Consider the following 18,078-nt stretch of genomic DNA (forward strand, 5'->3'; position numbering starts at 1 on the left):
CCGGGTCAGTGATCTCAGCCAGTGTACGGCGGTCTGGCGAAGCCGCCAGCCGGTTGCCCGACGGTAGTGGGCGGACTCACCATCGCTGCCGCTCGTTGGCTCACCCCTTGAGCACGCTGCCCACCAGACCGTCCAGGGCGTCGCCGGCCAGCAGAACGACCATGACACTGATCGCCACCAGCAGCCCGAGAGCGGCGGCCAGGACGATCATCACCCGGGCGTTGCTGGACCGCTCGGTCGGCGTGTCCGACCAGCCCTGGGCCAGGATGTGCCCGGTCAGCGAGCCGGACGTCTCCACCGCGTTGGCGGGTATCGCGATCGTGGTGAAACCGGCGCCCTCGCCGTTGCCGTAGACGGTGCCGGCCAGGTCGGAGCCGCTGTCGTGCCGCCGGCCACGGGTGCCGGTCGCGTCCCGTCCGGTGGAACCGCCCGACGGGCTGCCCGTCGCTGCGGTCATGCGGGAGCTGGCGGTGCCGTGCCCGGTCGGCGAAGGCGCCGCGGTGGTGGACGGCGGCCAATTGGGCAGCGCTGGCGCGGGCACCACCGGCGGCGCGGGGGTGGCTGTGCCGGTCCAACCAGCGCCGGACGTCGGGGGTGCCCCCTGGGTGCTGGACGGCCATCCGGCCGGCGGTGCGGATACCGAGGCGCTGGCCCGTACGCCGGGCGTGTCGGTCATCGCCGGCGGCGGCGGGAACGGCGGTGCCGGCATCGGGCCGGGCGGGGACGGCGGCGCGGGCACCGGCGGACCGGGGGGCGGCAGCGGCGGGGTCGGAACGGGCGGCGAAGGCGGGCCGGGGATGGGTGGCACCGGCGAGGGCGGTGGAGCGGGCGGGCCAGGAACGGGCGGGACCGGGCCGGGCGGCGGCGTGGGCCGGGGGCCCGGCGTCGGCGTCGGGCCGGGCGGGTACGGGCCGGGAGCTGGCGCGGGCTCCGGTTCCGGGGGCGCTGGCTGGGTCGGCCCGGGACCGGGTGGCGTGGGGTCCGGCGTCGGTTCGGGAGTCGACGGCGTTGGTGGCTGGTCCGGCTCGGGGCTCACCGGCGCGGCCCGGTAGACGGCAGGCGTGCTCGCCCGAGGGTCCGGGTTGCCCACGGCACCGGCCGTGGCCCGGCTGCTGCTGGGAACCGTGGCGCTGGCCCGGGCCGGCGCGGTGGAGTCGTTGCGCTGCCCGGGCACCGACACGTCGACGGGGCTGGCCGAGCCGGTGGCGCGGTAGGTGGTTGCGGTGACCGGAGCACTGGCCGGCAGGTCGCCAGGGAGAGCCCCGGCGGTGGCGACGCTGGCGCGTGCGCGTACCGGTGCGGCGGCCTGGCCCGGGTGGTCGTCGGCGGATGCGTCGTCGTCACCGTCGTCACCGTCGTCTGCGGTGTCTGCGGTGTCTGCGGCGGCGACCGGGGTCGCGTCGCCAGGGGCCGAGTCGGCGACGCTGTCAGCCGGGCTGGCGTCGGTGCCGGCCGCCGGGTCGGCGGTGCCCGGCCCTGGTGGGCCGGCCTGGTCGACCACGGGGTCGACAGTCTCCGCCTGATCTCTCTGCTCGGCCATTTCCGCCCTCCGCGCCATGCTCGCACCCGGACCCGTGACGTCGAGTCGGATGTGCCTGGTTGTCACGGTGCCACAGATCTTCCCGAGCGGACAGCCGGAGCGGGTCGTGGCGGATCAGTCTGCGGTGCTGGGGCTGCCCGTCGCGCTGCCGCTGCCCGTCGCGCTCGTGCTGGCCGTCGGCGTGGTCGTCGGAGACGTGCTGGCCGGCGCGCTGGTCGGCGCCGAGGGCAGGGTCGTCGGAGTGTTGCTCGGGGTGTTCGACGGCCTCGGCGTCGTGCTGCCGGTCGGGGTCGGCGTCGGGGTGGTCGTCGGCGTCGGCGTCGGGGTGGTCGTCGGTGTCAGCGTGGGCGTCGGCGTCGGCGTGGTGGTCTTCGTGGGCGAGGGGGTGGGCGTCGGCGTGGTGGTCTTCGTGGGAGTCGGGGTGGGCGTCGGCTTCGGGGTCGAAGCGGGCGGGGTCGGAACGGTCACCACCGGTGCCGGAACCGCACCGATCACCCGGGTGGCGGCGTACAGCCGGGACCAGCGGACGACCGAGATCTTGACGACGTCGCCGGTGGTGGGCGCCTGCACCATCTTGCCGTTGCCGATGTACATGCCGACGTGGTGGATCGTCGTCCAACTGCTGCCCGAGGCGAAGAAGAGCAGGTCGCCGGGGAGCAGCGCGCTCTGCGGGACGGTGCGGCCGCGGGTGGCGGCGTACTGGTCGCGGGAGACCCGGGGCAGGTCGAAGTAGTCGGCGCCGGGGGACCGGTACGCCGCCCACATCAGGCCGGAGCAGTCGAACTGGTCCGGCCCCTCCTCGGACCACTTGTACGGGTCGCCGAGCTGGGCGAGCGCGTACCGGACCGCGGCCAGTGCCCGGGGGTGCGCGGCCATGCCGCTGCTGCTCTGGTTGGCGACGTACCCGGCACCGATCTGCTGCTCGGCGGCTTCCTGCTGGCGCTCGATCTCGATCAGCGCGGCGGCGTTGTCCCGGCGCAGCTTGAGCAGGCTCTCCTCGGCGGTGCGCAGCGCCGTCTCGCCCGCGGTGAACTCCGCCTCGGCGGCCGCGAGCAGCGCCTTGGCCTCGGTGTGCTTCTGGTAGGCGGCCTGCTCGCCGGCACGGGCACGGGACAGCTCCCCGGCCACTCCGGTGGTGCCGCCGTCGACCTTCTCGCCACGGGTGATCTGCTGGAGGCGACTCAGCCCACGGATGTCCTGGGCGAGATCACCGGGCGGCAGCGCGGCGGCTGCCTTGACCGCTTCGGCGGCGGCAGCGTCGGCCGTCTGCTGCGCGCGGAGCAGCGCGTCCTGCGCGGTCGCCAGCGCCTTGCCGGCCGCGTCGAGCTGCGCCTGCGCGTCGACGCGTTTCTGCCGGCTCACCAACAACGCCTCGCCGAGCGCGCCGACCTGGACCTCGCCAGCGGAGATCGCGGTGGCGAGCGGGCCGTTGCCGATGTTGACCACCGGCGGGACGGGCACGCCAGCGACCGGTGCGCCGCCGGGTAGTTGAAGCGAGCCGGTGACCGCCGGACGCGACCCGGTGTCCGGCACGGTGGTCGGCACACCCGGCTCGGCGTACGCGGGGGTGGCCAGCACGGCTGCGGCGATCGCGCCGAGCAGGGCGGCCCAGAGCTTCGGACGCAGGACCGGCGAGATCACCGGGCTCCGTCGTCGCTGCCGTCGCCCGCGCCCGCTGTAGACCATGCCGCTCCCCGTCCAACTGCTCGTCGCCGCGCTCGGTGGGCGCGACCGTCGGGACGGTACCAGTGTGTGTGTTCCGCCCCACCTTGTTACTACCGCACCTCGCCACTCATGTCGATGCGTGGCCGGGTTACGGGAGGCTGAGAGTCTGGTGAAGTGGGTCGCTGCCGGCGACCGTGCCGGCGGGCCCATCGGCCGCGCGACGTACGCTCGATCCGGACCGCAGGTGGAAGGGACGTGCCATGGACGCCGGACTCAAGCGTGAGCTCGAAGCGAAGGTGTACGCCGGTGAGCGGCTGACCCGGGAGGACGGGGTCGCCCTCTACGAGAGCGACGACCTGACCTGGTTGGGGCGGCTGGCGCACCACAAGCGCACCGAGCTCAACGGCGACCGGGTGATGTTCAACGTCAACCGGCACCTCAACCTGACCAACGTCTGTTCGGCGTCCTGTGCGTACTGCTCGTTCCAGCGCAAGCCGGGCGAGAAGGACGCGTACACGATGCGCATCGACGAGGCGGTCCGCAAGGCCAAGGAGATGGAGGACGAGCAGCTCACCGAGCTGCACATCGTCAACGGCCTGCACCCCACGCTGCCCTGGCGTTACTACCCGAAGGTGCTGCGCGAGCTGAAGGCGGCGCTGCCGACGGTCAAGCTCAAGTGCTTCACGGCGACTGAGGTGCAGTGGTTCGAGAAGATCAGCGGTCTGAGCGCCGACGAGATCCTCGACGAGCTGATGGACGCCGGCCTGGAGTCGCTGACCGGCGGTGGCGCGGAGATCTTCGACTGGGAGGTCCGGCAGCACATCGTCGACCACGCCTGCCACTGGGAGGACTGGTCCCGCATCCACGCGCTGGCGCACAGCAAGGGCATGAAGACCCCGGCGACGATGCTGTACGGCCACATCGAGGAGCCCCGGCACCGCGTCGACCACGTGCTGCGGCTGCGCGAGTTGCAGGACGAGACCGGCGGCTTCGCGGTCTTCATCCCGCTGCGCTACCAGCACGACTTCGTCGACTCGGCGGACGGCAAGATCCGTAACCGGATCCAGGCGCGCACCACGATGGCCTCGCCGGCCGAGTCGCTGAAGACGTTCGCGGTCTCCCGGCTGCTCTTCGACAACGTGCCGCACCTGAAGAACTTCTGGGTGATGCACGGGCTGTCGGTGGCCCAGCTGTCGCTGAACTTCGGCGTCGACGACCTGGACGGCTCCGTCGTCGAATACAAGATCACTCACGACGCCGACTCGTACGGCACCCCGAACACCATGCACCGCTACGACCTGTTGAACCTGATCTGGGATGCCGGCTTCCAGCCGGTCGAGCGGGACACCCGCTACAACGTGGTCCGGGAGTACGACAAGGCCCCGTCGCTGGCCGAGCGGCGCGCCGAGCCGCAGCAGGTCTGGGCCTGAGCCACCACGTACCCTCGCAGTCGATGACCGAGCAACGAGCACCTGAGCAGCAGGGCGGATTTCCCCGCCGGGACGCCGAGGGGCGCATCCGCACCCTGGGCGATCTGCTCGGGGTGTGCCTGGCCGGCCTGGTCATCGGCGTGCTGGCGTTGGTGCTGTTCGAGTGGGCGTTCGCCTCGATCGGCAGCGGCGACTTCGGCCAGACCAACGGCTGGCTGGCGGTGATCCTGCCCGCCTGGCTGTTCTGGGACGATTTCCGGGCCTGGGAGTTCGGCGCGGCCCGGGTGATGGCGGCGGTGGTCGCCGCTGCCGTCGGGGTGTTCGTCGGGCTGCTGATCGCCGGGTTGGCCTCCGGGTTGCCGCCGCTGCTCTCCGGCGCGTTGGCCGCGGCGGCGTTCACGGTGGCGTACGCGACGGTGTGGTTCCCGGGCGTCCGTTGGCTGGCCCGCCGGACCGGCTGACCGCGTCCGCCCGCCGGGCGGATCGATACTTCCGCCGGCAGTGGCGGTCGAGGGAGAGAACGGAGTGGTGCAGGTGAGCGCCGCGCTCAAGTACACGCTGGGCCGGATCGGGCTGTTCGTCGCCGTGCTGGCGGGCCTCTGGCTGATCGACATGAACGTGTTCCTGAAGCTGATGCTGGCGTTGGTGTTCTCGGCCGCGCTCTCCTTCTTCCTGCTGCGCGGTTGGCGCGACGAAATGGCCGGTGAGATCGCCGAGGCAGCCGAGCGCCGCCGGACCGAGAAGGAACGCCTCCGCTCCGCCCTGGCCGGCGAAGACCAGCCCACCCCCACCCCGAACCCCACCCCCGACCCTCCCACCACCCCCGACCCTCCCACCCAAGCCCCCGACTCCCAGCGTTGATCAAGAGGTTTGCGTCACCAGGACGGCTTCCGGTGACGCAAACCTCTTGATCAACATGTGCTCGAGCGGGCGGTGGGCGGGTTACCAGTTGGTGGAGCCGGGGACCTTGGGCCAGGGCTTTGCGGTGGGCTTGATCAGGTACGCGATGCCGCCGGAGCCACCGGAGACACCGCCGCTGGCGTTGGTGCGCTTGGTCCGCAGCCAGATCTGCTCGAACTGCGCACGCTTGTAGACGTTGCGCACCACGTCGTTGCTGGACGAGGCGGGATCGTTGACGATCACGTCGCCGTCGGCGGTGAAGCCGACCACCACGAAGAGGTGCCCGGAGGTGCCGTAGTTCGCCCCATCCAGCTCGCTGGCGAGGAAGGACTGGCTGGTCACCACGGGGATGCCGGCGGCGATGAAGCGCTCCAGCTCGTCCAGCGAGTGCAGCCGGGTCACCCGGCCCTCCAGTCCGGGGAAGCTGGCCGCGTACGCGGTGTTGAACGGCCAGTTGCCCGCGCCGTCGTAGGCGTAGTCGTAGGTCATCCGCGCGGCGTGGTTCACCGTCGGGTCGGGGTAGGTCGGGTCCACCCACGAGGTGTCGGCCGCCGACGGCTGGCGACCCCAGTACTCGACCACCATCTCCGTCGAGGTGGGCGAGCACCACGCCTCACCGCCACCGTCGTACTCGGGGTAGTGCCCGGAGTGCACGTTCTGCGAATAGCGCGGCACCGGCAGCTCCCGGCCCCAGGCGATGTGCCCGGCGCTCGGCGGCACGGTGAACCGGTCCGGCACGGTGGAACTCATCGCGCCCAGCATCCGGACTACCGGCGCGGCGCTCTGCCCCGGTGCGCGGTAGAGGGTCAGCTTCAGCTGGTACGACCGCAGCAGCACCCCGGCCGTGGCGTCGTCGATGCTGAAGGTGTCGGTCCAGATCGTCGACCAGGGGTCGCCCTGCCGGTTGACGCTGGTCCGTTTGATGTCGGTGTCACCGGACGCCCAGCGACCCAGGACGTACCACGGGGTCTGGTCGCCGCTGGTGTAGCTGCCCTGCATCTCGACCTGGATCCAGGTGCCGGCCGGGGTCTCCGCGTTCCAGGAGGCGATCAGCTCGGTGGCGTCGAACCCGATCCGGGTCACCGGTGAGGTCCAGGTGCCGTACTCCCAGGTGCGGGTGGTGCCGGTGTGCGGGTCCGCGTACTCGATGGTGCCGGCCGGGCGGGCCAGGGTGACGCCTGCTCGGGCCCCGGGCCCGACGCGGGTGCCGGCGTTGCTGCCCCGGTGCCAGTCGGCGGGTCCGGACCAGTCCTGGAAGGTGATCTGCTCGTCGTGGACGGTGGCGGGCGGGTGGGCCGCCATTGCGGGCGCGGCGGTGGCGAGCAGGGTGAGCGCGGTGACGCCAGCGAGGGCGGCGGCGCGCAGGCGGGGTCTGGCCATGGGTGCTCCGCGGTGTCGAGGGGGCATCGTCGCTGGTCAGTTTTCCGCTTGGAGGGAAGTTTCGCCATATGTTGGTGGGAAGAAAATCATTGCCGCCGTGATGATCTGCCTGGGATGCATAGGGCGCCGATCGATATTGATATGACCATGTGACAGGTGGTGAAGTGTCCTTCACCGAGCGGGATCTCCCGCCCTCCGAGGAGGTAGTCCATGGCCCTCCGCACGCCCATCCCCCTCCGCCGCGTCCTGGTGCTCGCCGTCGTCACCGGGCTGGGAATCGTCACCGTCGCGGCCGGTCCGGTCGCCGCCCGGCCGGCACCGGACCGGACCGCCGAGCCGGCCGCCGCCAGCTACCGGGTGCTCGGGCCCCGGACCCTCGCCGACCGCAACGCGGTGGCCCGCACCGGAGCGGCCATCGACTACTCCGAACATGGGGTGCTGCACATCTCGGCCACCGCGACCGAGGCCGCCGCGATCGGCAAGCTCGGCTTCCGGCTGGAACCGCTCGCCCCACCGCCCAACGCCGAGCGCGGCGCCGGTGAGGTGGGCACGCTGGCCTTCCCGCCCGCCGACTCCAACTACCACGACTACGCGGAACTGACCGCCGTCGTGAACCAGGTCGTCGCCGACCATCCGGCGATCGCCCGCAAGATCAGCATCGGCTCCTCGTACGAGGGCCGCGACCTGATGGCGGTGAAGATCTCCGACAACGTCGGCACCGACGAGAGTGAGCCGGAGATCCTGTTCAACTCCCAACAGCACGCCCGTGAGCACCTGACCGTCGAGATGGCGATCTACCTGCTGAACCTCTTCACCGACAGCTACGGCAGCGACTCCCGGATCACCAACATCGTCAACAGCCGGGAACTCTGGATCGTGCCGACGGTCAACCCGGACGGCAGCGAGTACGACATCGCCACCGGGTCGTACCGGTCCTGGCGCAAGAACCGGCAGCCCAACAGCGGCTCGTCCAACGTCGGTACCGACCTGAACCGCAACTGGGGCTACAACTGGGGATGCTGCGGCGGCTCGTCCGGCAGCACCTCGTCGGACACCTACCGGGGCCCGTCGGCCTTCTCCGCCCCGGAGACGCAGGCGCTGCGCAACTTCGTCAACGGTCGGGTGGTCGGCGGCGTACAGCAGATCAAGGCCAACATCGACTTCCACACGTACTCCGAGCTGGTGCTCTGGCCGTACGGCTACACCACCGCGAACACCGCGACCGGGATGAACGCGGACCAGTACAACACCTTCGCCACCATCGGTCAGCAGATGGCGGCCACCAACAGCTACACCCCGCAACAGTCCAGCGACCTCTACATCACTGACGGGGACAGCATCGACTGGATGTGGGCCACTCACAACATCTGGGCGTACACCTTCGAGATGTACCCGGGCTCGTCCGGCGGCGGGGGCTTCTACCCGCCCGACGAGGTGATCCCGGCACAGACCTCGCGCAACCGGGAGGCGGTGCTGATCCTCAGCGAGTACGCCGACTGCCCGTACCGGGCCATCGGCAAGCAGGCGCAGTACTGCGGCGGCGGTGGCGGCACCACGGTCTGGTCGGACACCTTCGAGACGGCCACCGGCTGGACCGTCAACCCGTCCGGCACCGACACCGCCACGGTCGGCGCCTTCGAGCGGGGTGCCGCCCAGGCGACCACGTCCAGCGGAGCCAAGCAGCTCACCCCGTACGCCGGCTCCAACGATCTGGTCACCGGCCGGCTGGCCGGTTCGGCGGCCGGTGACTACGACGTCGACGGTGGCGTGACCAGCGCCCGGTCCCCGGCGGTGACCCTGCCGTCGTCCGGCACGCTGACCCTCTCGCTGGCCTGGTACCTGGCGCACGGCTCGAACGCCTCGTCGGCGGACTACCTGCGGGTGAGTGTGGTGCACAACGGCGGCACCACCGCGCTGCTCACCCAGTCCGGCGCGGCCAGCAACCGCAACGGGAGCTGGGCGGTCGCCAACCTCAACCTCACCCCGTACGCCGGCCAGTCGGTGCGCGTGCTGGTCGAGGCGGCGGACGCGTCCGGGGCGAGCCTGGTGGAGGCGGCTGTGGACAACGTCACCATCACGTCCTCCTGATCGGGTGGGGCCCCGTCCCGCCCCGGCGGGGCCCCACCACCCGCTCCCGAGCCCCCTGATCCGGGACATATCCCGCACTCTGCGGCGGTCCAACCGATCGTCCAGCGCCGATCGATCCTTGATCGATCCGGCACGTCCCGGCGGTGCGCTACCGTCTTAGCGACCAGTCCGCAGCGAAGCCGGTGCGTAACCCGGCGCTGTCCCGCAACTGTGATGCCCCACCAGCCGGTGGGGACGAGCCAGGTCGCCTACGGATCGGTCGCGATACGCGCTCTCGAGGAAGGGCGCCTCGTGGGCGGGCGTACGAAAGTCCCTGTCGGCGAAGCACCACACTCCTCGACCGACAGGAGGCCCCCATGTTCAGACGTACCCCTCGGCTCTTCGCGGCGACCCTCGCGGTCGCCGCGCTCGCTCTCGGCGCCTGCGCCGAGAAGGCCGACGACAAGCCGAGCGCCGGCACCGCGGCCGCCGCCTACCCGGTCACGGTGGGCGCGCTCACCCTCGACAAGCGCCCCGAGAAGATCGTTGTGCTGTCGCCCAGCGCCACCGAGATGCTCTTCGCGATCGGTGCCGGCCCGCAGGTGACCGCCGTCGACGACCAGTCGAACTACCCGGCCGACGCGCCCAAGACCGATCTCTCCGCCTTCCAGCCGAGCGCCGAGGCGATCGCCGGTAAGAACCCCGACCTCGTGGTGCTCTCCGACGACCGCAACAAGATCGTCGACCAGCTCGGCAAGCTGAAGATCCCGGTGTACCGGACCCCGGCGGCGACCACGCTCGACGACTCGTACCAGCAGATCACCGAACTGGGCACGCTGACCGGCCACGCCGACCAGGCCACCGACGTGGTGACCCGGATGAAGGACGACATCACCAAGCTGGTCAAGGACCTGCCGCAGCGCGCCGAGAAGCTCACCTACTTCCACGAGCTGGGCCCGGAGCTGTACAGCGCCACCAGCAAGACCTTCATCGGCTCGCTCTACAGCCAGGTCGGCCTGACCAACATCGCCGACCCCGCCGACGCGGACGGTAAGAACTTCGGCTACCCGCAGCTGTCCCAGGAATTCATCGTCAAGGCCGACCCGGACTTCGTCTTCCTGGCCGACGCCAAGTGCTGCCAGCAGAGCGCCGACACGGTGAAGGCGCGCAGCGGCTGGTCCGGCCTCACCGCCGTGAAGAACAACCAGGTGGTCGCCCTGGACGACGACATCGCCTCCCGCTGGGGCCCGCGGGTCGTGGACCTGCTCCGGGTGATCATCGACGCGGTCGCCAAGGTGCCCGCGTGACCGTCGTCCGTCGGTGACCGGGCCGCTGCCCGTGGCCCGGCCCGCCGAGCCGCTCTCCGTGGCCCGGCCGGCCGGGCTGCGCAAGCGCTGGCTGGTCGCCGGATTGTTCGCGGTGCTCGTCGCGCTCGTCGTCGGGGTGTCGCTCGGCCCGGTGAGCCTGCCCCCGGGCAGCGTCGCCGTCGAGCTACTCAACCTGTTTCCCGGGGTGCACCTCGACAGTGGGCTGACCGAGCGCGAGATCGCGATCGTCACCGAACTGCGCCTGCCCCGCGTGGTGCTCGGCCTGCTCGTCGGCGGCCTGCTCGCCCTCGCCGGCGCCTGCTACCAGGGGGTCTTCCGCAACCCGCTGGCCGACCCGTACCTGCTCGGGGTGGCCGCCGGCGCCGGCCTCGCGGTCACCGCGGCCATCGCCCTCGGCGGCGCCGGCCGGGAGGGCACGCTCTCCGGGTTGCCGCTGACCATTCCGCTGGCGGCGTTCGCCGGCTCCCTGCTCGCGGTCACGATGACCTACGTGCTCGGCGCGGCCGGCGGGCGACGCGGGTCACCGGCGATGCTGATCCTGGCCGGGGTGGCGGTCTCCGCGTTCCTCTCGGCCGGGCAGACGTATCTCCTGCAACGAAACGCCGACAGCATCCAGCCGGTCTACTCCTGGCTGCTCGGCCGGCTGGCCACCGCCGGTTGGCACGACGTGCTGCTGGTGCTGCCGTACGCCGCGCTGACCACCGTGGTCGTGCTGCTGCACCGCCGCGAGCTGGACGTCCTCGCGGTCGGCGACGACGAGGCGAGGAGTCTGGGCCTGCACCCGCAGCGCACCCGGTACCTGTTGATCGCCGCCGCCTCCCTGGGCACCGCGGCGGCGGTCTCCGCGACCGGGCTGATCGGCTTCGTCGGCATCATCGTGCCGCACACCGTCCGGCTGCTCGCCGGGTCCAGCTACCGGGTGATCCTGCCGATGTCACTGCTGTTCGGCGGCGCCTTCCTGGCGCTGACCGACGTGGTGGCCCGCACCGCCGCCGCGCCAGCCGAGATGCCGATCGGAGTGGTGACCGCCCTGCTGGGCGGCCCGTTCTTCGTCCTGGTGCTGCGTACCGCCCGGCGAGCGCTCACGTGAGCCGCGAGCCCGCCGTCGGTGCGCCGGCCGTCGAGGTGCGCGGGTTGCAGGTCGCCCTCGGCGGCACGCCGATCCTGACCGGCGTCGACCTCACCGTCGCCGTCGGCGAGTGGGTCACCGTGATCGGCCCGAACGGCGCCGGCAAATCCACCCTGTTGCGCGCCGTCGGCGGCCTGCTGCCCGCGCCGGGGGCGATCACCCTGTTCGGTACGCCGAGTGCCGCGCTGCGTCGCCGGGACCGCGCTCGGGTGGTCGCCACGGTGGCGCAGTCCCCGGTGGTGCCGGCCGGCATGTCGGTGCTGGACTACGTGCTGCTCGGCCGCACGCCGTACATCCCGACGCTGGGCCGGGAGTCGACCGCCGACGTGGACGCCGTGCACGAGGTGCTCCGGCGGTTGGATCTCGCCGGCTTCCACCGTCGCGAGCTGGCCACCCTCTCCGGAGGTGAACGGCAGCGGGTGTTCCTCGCCCGCGCGCTCGCCCAGGGCGCGACGCTGCTGCTGCTCGACGAGCCGACCAGCGCGCTCGACATCGGGCACCAGCAGGAGGTGCTCGAACTCGTCGACCAGTTGCGCCGCGAGCACGGCCTGACCGTGCTCGCCACCATGCACGACCTCTCCCTGGCCGGCGAGTACGCCGACCGGATGGTGATGCTCGCCGGCGGCCAGGTGGTGGCCGCTGGGACGCCGTCCGAGGTGCTGACCGAGCAGCTGCTCGCCACCCACTACCGGGCCAGCGTCCGGGTGGTTCCCGGCGCCCATGGCCCCCTGGTGGTCCCGGTCCGCCCCACCCGCCCGTGAGCCTGCCCGGGTTGGGTGGCTGGGTCAGGGGCCCAGGTCGATGACGGAGAAGAGCGCGCCCTGCGGGTCGCGGAGGGCGGCGAAGCGGCCCGCCGGGATGTCGCGGGGCGGGACCAGGATCGTGCCGCCCAGCTCGGAGGCGCGGGCCGCGGCGGCGTCCGCGTCGACGACCGCGAAGTACACCGTCCAGTACGCGGGCAGGTCGGCCGGGAAGTCGTCGGCCAGCGGCGGCATCATCCCGGCGACGATCTGCGTTCCGAGCCGCCACCCGGTGTACGTCATCGCGCCCACCGCCTGGTCGTCCGGCTGCCAGCCGAACACCAGCTCGTAGAAGACCTTCGCGCCCTCGGGATCGGGCGTGACCAGTTCGTTCCAGCTCATCGCGCCCGGCACGTTGAACACCTCGGCACCGGCCATCGCCAGCGGCTGCCAGACGCTGAACGTCGCGCCGGCCGGGTCGGCGAAGACCGCCATCCAGCCTCGGTCGAAGACCTCGAACGGTGGTACGACCACCTGCCCGCCGGCCCGTTCGACCCGCCCGGCGACCAGTTCGGCGTCGTCGGTGGCGAGGTACGTCGACCAGATCGGCACCTGGTCCGGGATCGCGGGCGGGCCGGCGCCGGCCACCGGCTTACCGTCGAGCAGGAAGACGGTGTAGCCACCCGCCTCGGGCTCCGGTGTGACCTGGCCGGTCCAACCGAACAGCTGCGGGTAGAAGCGCCGCGCGTCGGTCAGGTCCGGGGTGGCCAGGTCGGCCCAGCAGGGCGTACCCGGCGGGACGGTGCTCACGTCAAGACCCCTCTCGGCCCGGGCGGCCACGGCGGCCCCCTGCCGGAATCCTGGCACCGTCCCGCCGCGGCCCGGGGTGGAAACGGACGAATCGTCAGCTAAACCGGCGACCCTCGTCCCGCCGATACGCCCAGCCGGCCGCCGAACGCCAGCGGCCGGAAGACCACCTGCGCCACGATCGCCGCCTTGCTCGGGGACGGGTCCCCCGATCGCGGTCAGCAGTGCCTATGGTGGGAAGTCGTGGCGACTGATCCGTCGCACAGGCCACTGGGGAGGGTCCGTGTCAAGCCCGAACAATGAGCTGGAGGTCCAGCCGGAGGCTCTGCTGGCATTCGCGGCAGGGTCCAAGGATCGGGCGGCCCGTTTTCGCGAGCTGCACCGCTCCTTCGGCGACGGGCACGTGCCCCGGCACGCCTTCGGGGTGATGCCGGCGTCCTTCGGCCTCGCGGCGGCCTACGCCGAGCAGTTCGAGGCGTGCCTGCAAGGGCTCGCCGACGGCGCCGAGATGATGGCGGACATCGCGGAGGGGCTCAGCGACACCGCCGGCGCCTACACCGGCACCGACGTAGCCAACACCGACCTGTTCGTGCCTGGTCGCCCGCCCGCCCCCGACGTGATCGCGCCCGGCCCCTGGTCGGGTGGCACCGGCGCTCCGAGCGGGCAGGTGCCCGCGTGAGCACCGAGGCGTTGCAGCGCAACAAGACCTACTTCGAGCAGATCGTGTCGGGCACGCCCGACCCGTTCAAGCCGCTCTCCAACGCGGTGCTCTGGCCGTTCGAGCAACTACTCGAGCTGGTCGCCGGAGAACCAGACGACCTGATGCGGGCGGCGCAGGTCTGCCTGGACACCGGCGCGGCGGTGCGGGAAATCGCCGGTGACCAGATCGCCGACCGGGCTCGGTTGCGCGGCGCCTGGACGGGCGACGCCGCCGACAGCTTCCATGCCTCGATGGAGTCGGTGGAGGCGGCGATCGAGGAGCTGGCCCAGGGGCTCGACGGCACCAAGGACGTGCTGGTCGAGGCCGCGAACGCGGCGGTCGACGCGTTCAACCTGTTGGTCGAGCTGATCCTCGAGTTCCTGCTCTGGTTCCTCACCGAGGTGATCATCGCGGCGGTTGCCGCGGCGTTGAGTGCCGGCGTCTCGCTGGCCGCCACCGTGGTCCGGGTGCTGGCCCGGCTGGCCACCACGGTGGGCCGGATGGTCAAGATCGTTGCTCGCTTCGCCGAGGTGCTCACCCGCCTCGCCACCCGGTTGGGCAAGGTCGCCGCGCAGCTCCGCAAGTACGCGGACACCGTCATGGAGCTCAAGAAGCGCAAGAAGCAGTACAAGCTGCTCAGCAAGGGCGGCTGGACGGCCGAGGGGCGGGCCTTCCAGGTCGAGAAGTTCAAGACCCTCTTTCCGGGCAAGTTCGTCATCAACCAGGTCTCGCCGGTCAACATCCCCGGCTTCGGCGGCGCACTGCTGGACACCGGGGTGGGTCTGCACGACATCTCCGACGGGCACAAGGACCGCAACTACCTGGTGGACGGCACGTACAGCGAGGACCTGGGCCCGTACACCGTGGGTGTGCAGAATGTCTTCGACTCCATCCTGAACTGAGAGGCAGCCATGACCTTTCCCGGCCTGGACCGAATCGAGGCGTTGGCTCGTAACCTGGACGGCTGGCAGCGGCAACTCGCCGACCGGATGGGGGAGCTGGAGCAGACCAGCGCCGAGGGGGCGAGCGACTCCGGCCTGGTGCGGGTCACCGCCGCCGCGGACGGCAAGATCGTCTCGACGGAGCTCAACGCACGGGCGATGCGACTGGATTCCTACAGCCTCGCCGAGGAGTTCACCGCAGCCGCCAACCGGGCGCAGGAGGCCGCCGCGGCCCGGGTCCGTGAGCTGGTCGGTGAGGTCATCGGCGAGCCGGGAGCCGGCCCGCGCCGATCCGGCGACCACGAGGGGCACCGATGACGGTCGACGGGAGTCAGGAACGGTACGTCGAGGGCATCACCAAGCTGCTACCGGCCGGAGAGCGGGTGCAGGCGGTGGCCAAGGTTCGAGCGGGCGGCGGGCTGACCCCGGCGCCACCCCCGCAACCGACGGCGCCCCCGGCCTCAGGTGGGCCCGGCTTCCTGGGCGTTCTGCTCAACGTGTTGTCGCCGAACATCACCTTCGGCCGGGCGGACAGCGCCGTGGACTGGCTCTTCTTCGGTGTCGGGGGTCGAGGCGAACCGGGCTCGCAGGCGTCCCTGCTGCACCACGCCCTGACCGTGGCGGCGAAGGGTTCCGGCGTCCGGGGCATCGTGCTGGCGGTCACCGACCAGCGGTTGCTGCTCGGCGCGACCGCGCCCGTCGGCCTGCTCGCCAACTCGGCCGCGGACGAACGGGCGCAGGCCGACATCGAACTGCTCGGGTCGGTGCCGCGCACCACCGCCACCGCCCGGTTCGGCCGGTACCGGTTGAACTGGAAGCGGCTGCGGATCGACTTCGCCGACGGGTCCTGGCTGTCGTTCCACGTGTCGCTGGCCGACTCCGGTCGCCCGCTGCGGGAGGTCGCGGCGGCCCTGTCAGCCGGTTGACCCGCCGACGAGCGGTGCCGGCAGCGGCTCCTGGTGCAGCACCGCCAGCCGGGACACCGCCCGGGTGAGCACCACGTACAGCCGGTGCAGCCCGCGTGGTTCGGCCGCGACGATCGCGGCCGGCTCGACCACCACCACATGGTCGTACTCAAGGCCCTTGACCAGCGTCGCGGGCACCACGGTGACCCGCTCCGCGGCCGCCACGTCGTCGGCGGTCGCGGTCTCGACGCCAGCGTCGGCCAGCGCCGCGCGCAGGCCGTCGACCGCGTCGTCCGCGGCGATCACACCGACCGAGCCGTCGTGTGCGAGCGCCGCGCGCACCTCGGCCACCGTCGCCGAGGTCAGGTCGGTCACGGTACGCACGTCCAGGCCGCCGTCGTGGCGCAGCGACTCAGCCGGCGGTACGTCCACCGCGAGCGCCGGGAGCAGCAGGTTCGCGAACGAGACCACCGCGGCGGGCACCCGGAAACCGACCGTCAGCGGGACCACCACGGCGTCCGGCTTGCCCAGGTGGGCAAGGGATTCCCGCCAGTCCGTGGCGGCCCACGGCGCGGTGCCCTGGGCCAGATCACCGAGGAGCGTGATCGAGCCGTGCTCGCTGCGCCGAGCGATGGCCCGACACTGCATCGGGGAGAGGTCCTGCGCCTCGTCCACCACCACGTGCCCGAAACCGGAGGGGCGCTCCAGCAGCCCGGTTGCCTCGTCGATCAGCACCGCGTCGGCGGCGGTCCAGCGGGTCGCCTTCGGGGTGCGGGGCGGCTTGGCCCAGAGCAGCTGCGCCTGCTCGGCGTCGCTGAGCAGGCCATCCGCCGCGGCGGCGAGTCGGCCCGGGTCAGAGAACAGGCCGTGCACCAGCCCTTCCGGGGTGAGCGCCGGCCAGACCGCGTCCAGGAAGTCGAGCACCGGCCGGCAGCGGCTCATCCGGCGAAGCCAGGCATCGCTGGGCGACTCCGCGCGCCGCGCCTCGGCCTGCCGTTGCAGCAGGCTCACCACCCGCGCCTGGACGCGTTCCCGACCCGTGCCGTACGGCAGCCCTTCCCGGCGGGTCTCCTCGACGATCCGATGCAACGGCTCCAGCCCGATCCGCCACCGGAACGAGCCGTCTGACACGGTGATCGAGTCGGCCGGCGCGCCGATCTGTGCCTGCACCGCGCGCCGCAGCACGCTCGCCATCCGTACGTCGTGCTTGAGCGCGGCCACCGCCGGCGCCTCGACCGCCCGGACCGGCACCCGGGCGATCAACTCCTCCACCGTGGCCTGTTCGACCTCGATCTCACCCAGCGCCGGCAGCACCGCCGCGATGTACGACAGGAACGCCCGGTTCGGCCCGACGATCAGTACGCCCGCCCGCCGCAACCGCTCCCGGTGCAGGTAGAGCAGGTACGCGGCCCGGTGCAGGCCCACCGCCGTCTTGCCGGTGCCCGGCGCACCCTGCACACAGATCGAGTCGGCGAGATCAGCCCGGACCAACTCGTCCTGCTCCGGCTGAATCGTGGCGACGATGTCCCGCATCGGCCCGACACGCGGACGTTCGATCTCGGCGGTGAGGATCCGACTTGCCGTACCAAGCTCCTCGCCCCGATCCAGCCGCTCATCCTCGAAGCTGGTCAGCACACCGTTGCTGAACCCGAACCGCCGCCGGACCGCCACCCCCTGCGGATCCCGCGCACTGGCCCGGTAGAACGACCGGGAGACCGGCGCCCGCCAGTCCAGCACCAACGGCTCGCCCCGCTCGTCGGTCACGTGCCGCCGCCCCACGTGATACCGCCGACCGTCATGACCACCGCTGCTGTCGTGCGAGGTGGTGTCATGCGGGCTGGTGCCGGTCGATGTCGTGTCGTTCGTGGCGCGGCTGTCGGTCGGCCCGCTGTCGGTGGCGCGGCTGTCGGTGGGCCCGCTGTCGGTGGCGCGGCTGTCGGTGGTCCGGCTGTGCGTGTGCCCGGCGAAGTCGAGGCGGCCGAAGAAGAGCGGCGTGGTCGGGTCGTCGGCCAGTTCGGCGACCCGGCGGGCCAGGGTGCGACCAAGCGTCTCCGCCGCGTACGCGTCACCGGCCACCTGATCGCCGGTGGCGAAGAGGGACTCGGCCCTCTCCCGCATCCGGCCCAGCGCCGCCCGTGAGGTGGCGAGGTGCGCGCGCTCGGCGGCCAGATCCGCGTCGAGGTGGATGTCAGGGTTGGTGTCGAGGTGGCTGTCGCGGTGGCCGTCGAGATCAAGTGCGGGCATGCTGACGTCCCATCGTTCACATCTGCTGCGCGCTCGCGTGTCCGGGGGCGGATGGCCGGCCGCCCGGCGCGAAGACGTCCGTTCCGGTGCAGCTCACCTCGGCCGTCAAGCGGCCTGCAACCCTACGCTTCCCAGCCCGCCGCATCCAGCGAATTACCGATGCGACCACCCATCCGAGCTGGCGTGTCACAGGTGAGAGCGGCTGCAGGTTCCCCAGGCAGCGTGCGTGAGGTGGTGTCATGCCGGTGCTGCGGTGCTGCGGTGCTGCGGTGCTGCGGTGCTGCGGTGCTGCGGTGCTGCGG

Annotated in this window: 16 protein-coding genes; 11 read left to right on the forward strand and 5 right to left on the reverse strand. The window is 71.9% G+C overall.

What is annotated here, in order from left to right:
• Positions 1 to 100: 100 nt before the first annotated feature.
• Positions 101 to 1,540 carry a hypothetical protein gene (locus ACIBF8_RS22500; protein WP_396785330.1) on the reverse strand — a complete coding sequence of 480 codons (1,440 nt, stop codon included), beginning with the start codon at positions 1,538 to 1,540 and terminating at the stop codon, positions 101 to 103.
• A gap of 114 nt (positions 1,541 to 1,654) precedes the next feature.
• Positions 1,655 to 3,226, reverse strand: coding sequence for a C40 family peptidase (locus ACIBF8_RS22505; RefSeq protein WP_396785332.1), 1,572 nt, complete (start codon positions 3,224 to 3,226; stop codon positions 1,655 to 1,657).
• Positions 3,227 to 3,465: 239 nt separating this feature from the next.
• Between ACIBF8_RS22505 and mqnE the strand changes: the two genes are divergently transcribed.
• The 3 genes from mqnE to ACIBF8_RS22520 all read left to right on the forward strand — a co-directional run bounded on the left by mqnE (position 3,466) and on the right by ACIBF8_RS22520 (position 5,496).
• Positions 3,466 to 4,635: an aminofutalosine synthase MqnE gene (mqnE, locus tag ACIBF8_RS22510; RefSeq protein ID WP_396785333.1), complete on the forward strand. Its 1,170-nt coding sequence runs from the start codon at positions 3,466 to 3,468 to the stop codon at positions 4,633 to 4,635.
• A 23-nt stretch (positions 4,636 to 4,658) separates the two neighbouring features.
• Positions 4,659 to 5,096: a hypothetical protein gene (locus tag ACIBF8_RS22515; protein WP_396785335.1), complete on the forward strand. Its 438-nt coding sequence runs from the start codon at positions 4,659 to 4,661 to the stop codon at positions 5,094 to 5,096.
• 73 nt (positions 5,097 to 5,169) lie between these two features.
• A complete protein-coding gene (locus tag ACIBF8_RS22520; protein WP_396785533.1) occupies positions 5,170 to 5,496 on the forward strand; it encodes a DUF4229 domain-containing protein in 327 nt (108 codons plus the stop codon).
• A gap of 81 nt (positions 5,497 to 5,577) precedes the next feature.
• Here the strand turns inward: ACIBF8_RS22520 and ACIBF8_RS22525 are convergent, their stop codons facing one another.
• Positions 5,578 to 6,915 (reverse strand): C39 family peptidase, encoded by a 1,338-nt coding sequence (locus ACIBF8_RS22525; RefSeq protein WP_396785336.1) that lies wholly within the window; start codon positions 6,913 to 6,915, stop codon positions 5,578 to 5,580.
• 210 nt (positions 6,916 to 7,125) lie between these two features.
• Between ACIBF8_RS22525 and ACIBF8_RS22530 the strand changes: the two genes are divergently transcribed.
• The 4 genes from ACIBF8_RS22530 to ACIBF8_RS22545 all read left to right on the forward strand — a co-directional run bounded on the left by ACIBF8_RS22530 (position 7,126) and on the right by ACIBF8_RS22545 (position 12,200).
• Positions 7,126 to 9,003 (forward strand): M14 family metallopeptidase, encoded by a 1,878-nt coding sequence (locus tag ACIBF8_RS22530; protein WP_396785337.1) that lies wholly within the window; start codon positions 7,126 to 7,128, stop codon positions 9,001 to 9,003.
• A gap of 356 nt (positions 9,004 to 9,359) precedes the next feature.
• A complete protein-coding gene (locus tag ACIBF8_RS22535; RefSeq protein WP_396785338.1) occupies positions 9,360 to 10,289 on the forward strand; it encodes an ABC transporter substrate-binding protein in 930 nt (309 codons plus the stop codon).
• Between the two features lie 13 nt (positions 10,290 to 10,302).
• On the forward strand, positions 10,303 to 11,400 hold the full coding sequence (locus ACIBF8_RS22540; protein ID WP_396785340.1) for a FecCD family ABC transporter permease: 1,098 nt from the start codon (positions 10,303 to 10,305) through the stop codon (positions 11,398 to 11,400).
• Positions 11,397 to 12,200, forward strand: coding sequence for an ABC transporter ATP-binding protein (locus ACIBF8_RS22545; RefSeq protein ID WP_396785342.1), 804 nt, complete (start codon positions 11,397 to 11,399; stop codon positions 12,198 to 12,200). Before ACIBF8_RS22540 ends, ACIBF8_RS22545 begins: the two co-directional genes overlap by 4 nt.
• A gap of 24 nt (positions 12,201 to 12,224) precedes the next feature.
• Here the strand turns inward: ACIBF8_RS22545 and ACIBF8_RS22550 are convergent, their stop codons facing one another.
• On the reverse strand, positions 12,225 to 12,989 hold the full coding sequence (locus ACIBF8_RS22550) for a VOC family protein (RefSeq protein ID WP_396785343.1): 765 nt from the start codon (positions 12,987 to 12,989) through the stop codon (positions 12,225 to 12,227).
• 280 nt (positions 12,990 to 13,269) lie between these two features.
• Between ACIBF8_RS22550 and ACIBF8_RS22555 the strand changes: the two genes are divergently transcribed.
• Genes ACIBF8_RS22555 through ACIBF8_RS22570 form a run of 4 tightly spaced genes read left to right on the forward strand, consistent with a single transcriptional unit; the run spans position 13,270 to position 15,553 of the window.
• Positions 13,270 to 13,665: a type VII secretion target gene (locus tag ACIBF8_RS22555; protein ID WP_396785345.1), complete on the forward strand. Its 396-nt coding sequence runs from the start codon at positions 13,270 to 13,272 to the stop codon at positions 13,663 to 13,665.
• On the forward strand, positions 13,662 to 14,588 hold the full coding sequence (locus ACIBF8_RS22560; RefSeq protein ID WP_396785347.1) for a WXG100 family type VII secretion target: 927 nt from the start codon (positions 13,662 to 13,664) through the stop codon (positions 14,586 to 14,588). Before ACIBF8_RS22555 ends, ACIBF8_RS22560 begins: the two co-directional genes overlap by 4 nt.
• A 9-nt stretch (positions 14,589 to 14,597) precedes the next feature.
• Positions 14,598 to 14,945 carry a YbaB/EbfC family nucleoid-associated protein gene (locus ACIBF8_RS22565; protein ID WP_396785348.1) on the forward strand — a complete coding sequence of 116 codons (348 nt, stop codon included), beginning with the start codon at positions 14,598 to 14,600 and terminating at the stop codon, positions 14,943 to 14,945.
• Positions 14,942 to 15,553, forward strand: coding sequence for a hypothetical protein (locus ACIBF8_RS22570; protein WP_396785350.1), 612 nt, complete (start codon positions 14,942 to 14,944; stop codon positions 15,551 to 15,553). The genes ACIBF8_RS22565 and ACIBF8_RS22570 overlap by 4 nt, the downstream gene beginning before the upstream one ends.
• Here the strand turns inward: ACIBF8_RS22570 and ACIBF8_RS22575 are convergent.
• Positions 15,542 to 17,776 (reverse strand): HelD family protein, encoded by a 2,235-nt coding sequence (locus tag ACIBF8_RS22575; protein WP_396785351.1) that lies wholly within the window; start codon positions 17,774 to 17,776, stop codon positions 15,542 to 15,544. The two genes, ACIBF8_RS22570 and ACIBF8_RS22575, sit on opposite strands and share 12 nt — an antisense overlap.
• Between the last annotated feature and the right edge of the window lie 302 nt (positions 17,777 to 18,078).

This window comes from Micromonospora sp. NPDC050276, from assembly GCF_044459545.1.
Taxonomy (GTDB): Bacteria; Actinomycetota; Actinomycetes; order Mycobacteriales; family Micromonosporaceae; genus Micromonospora.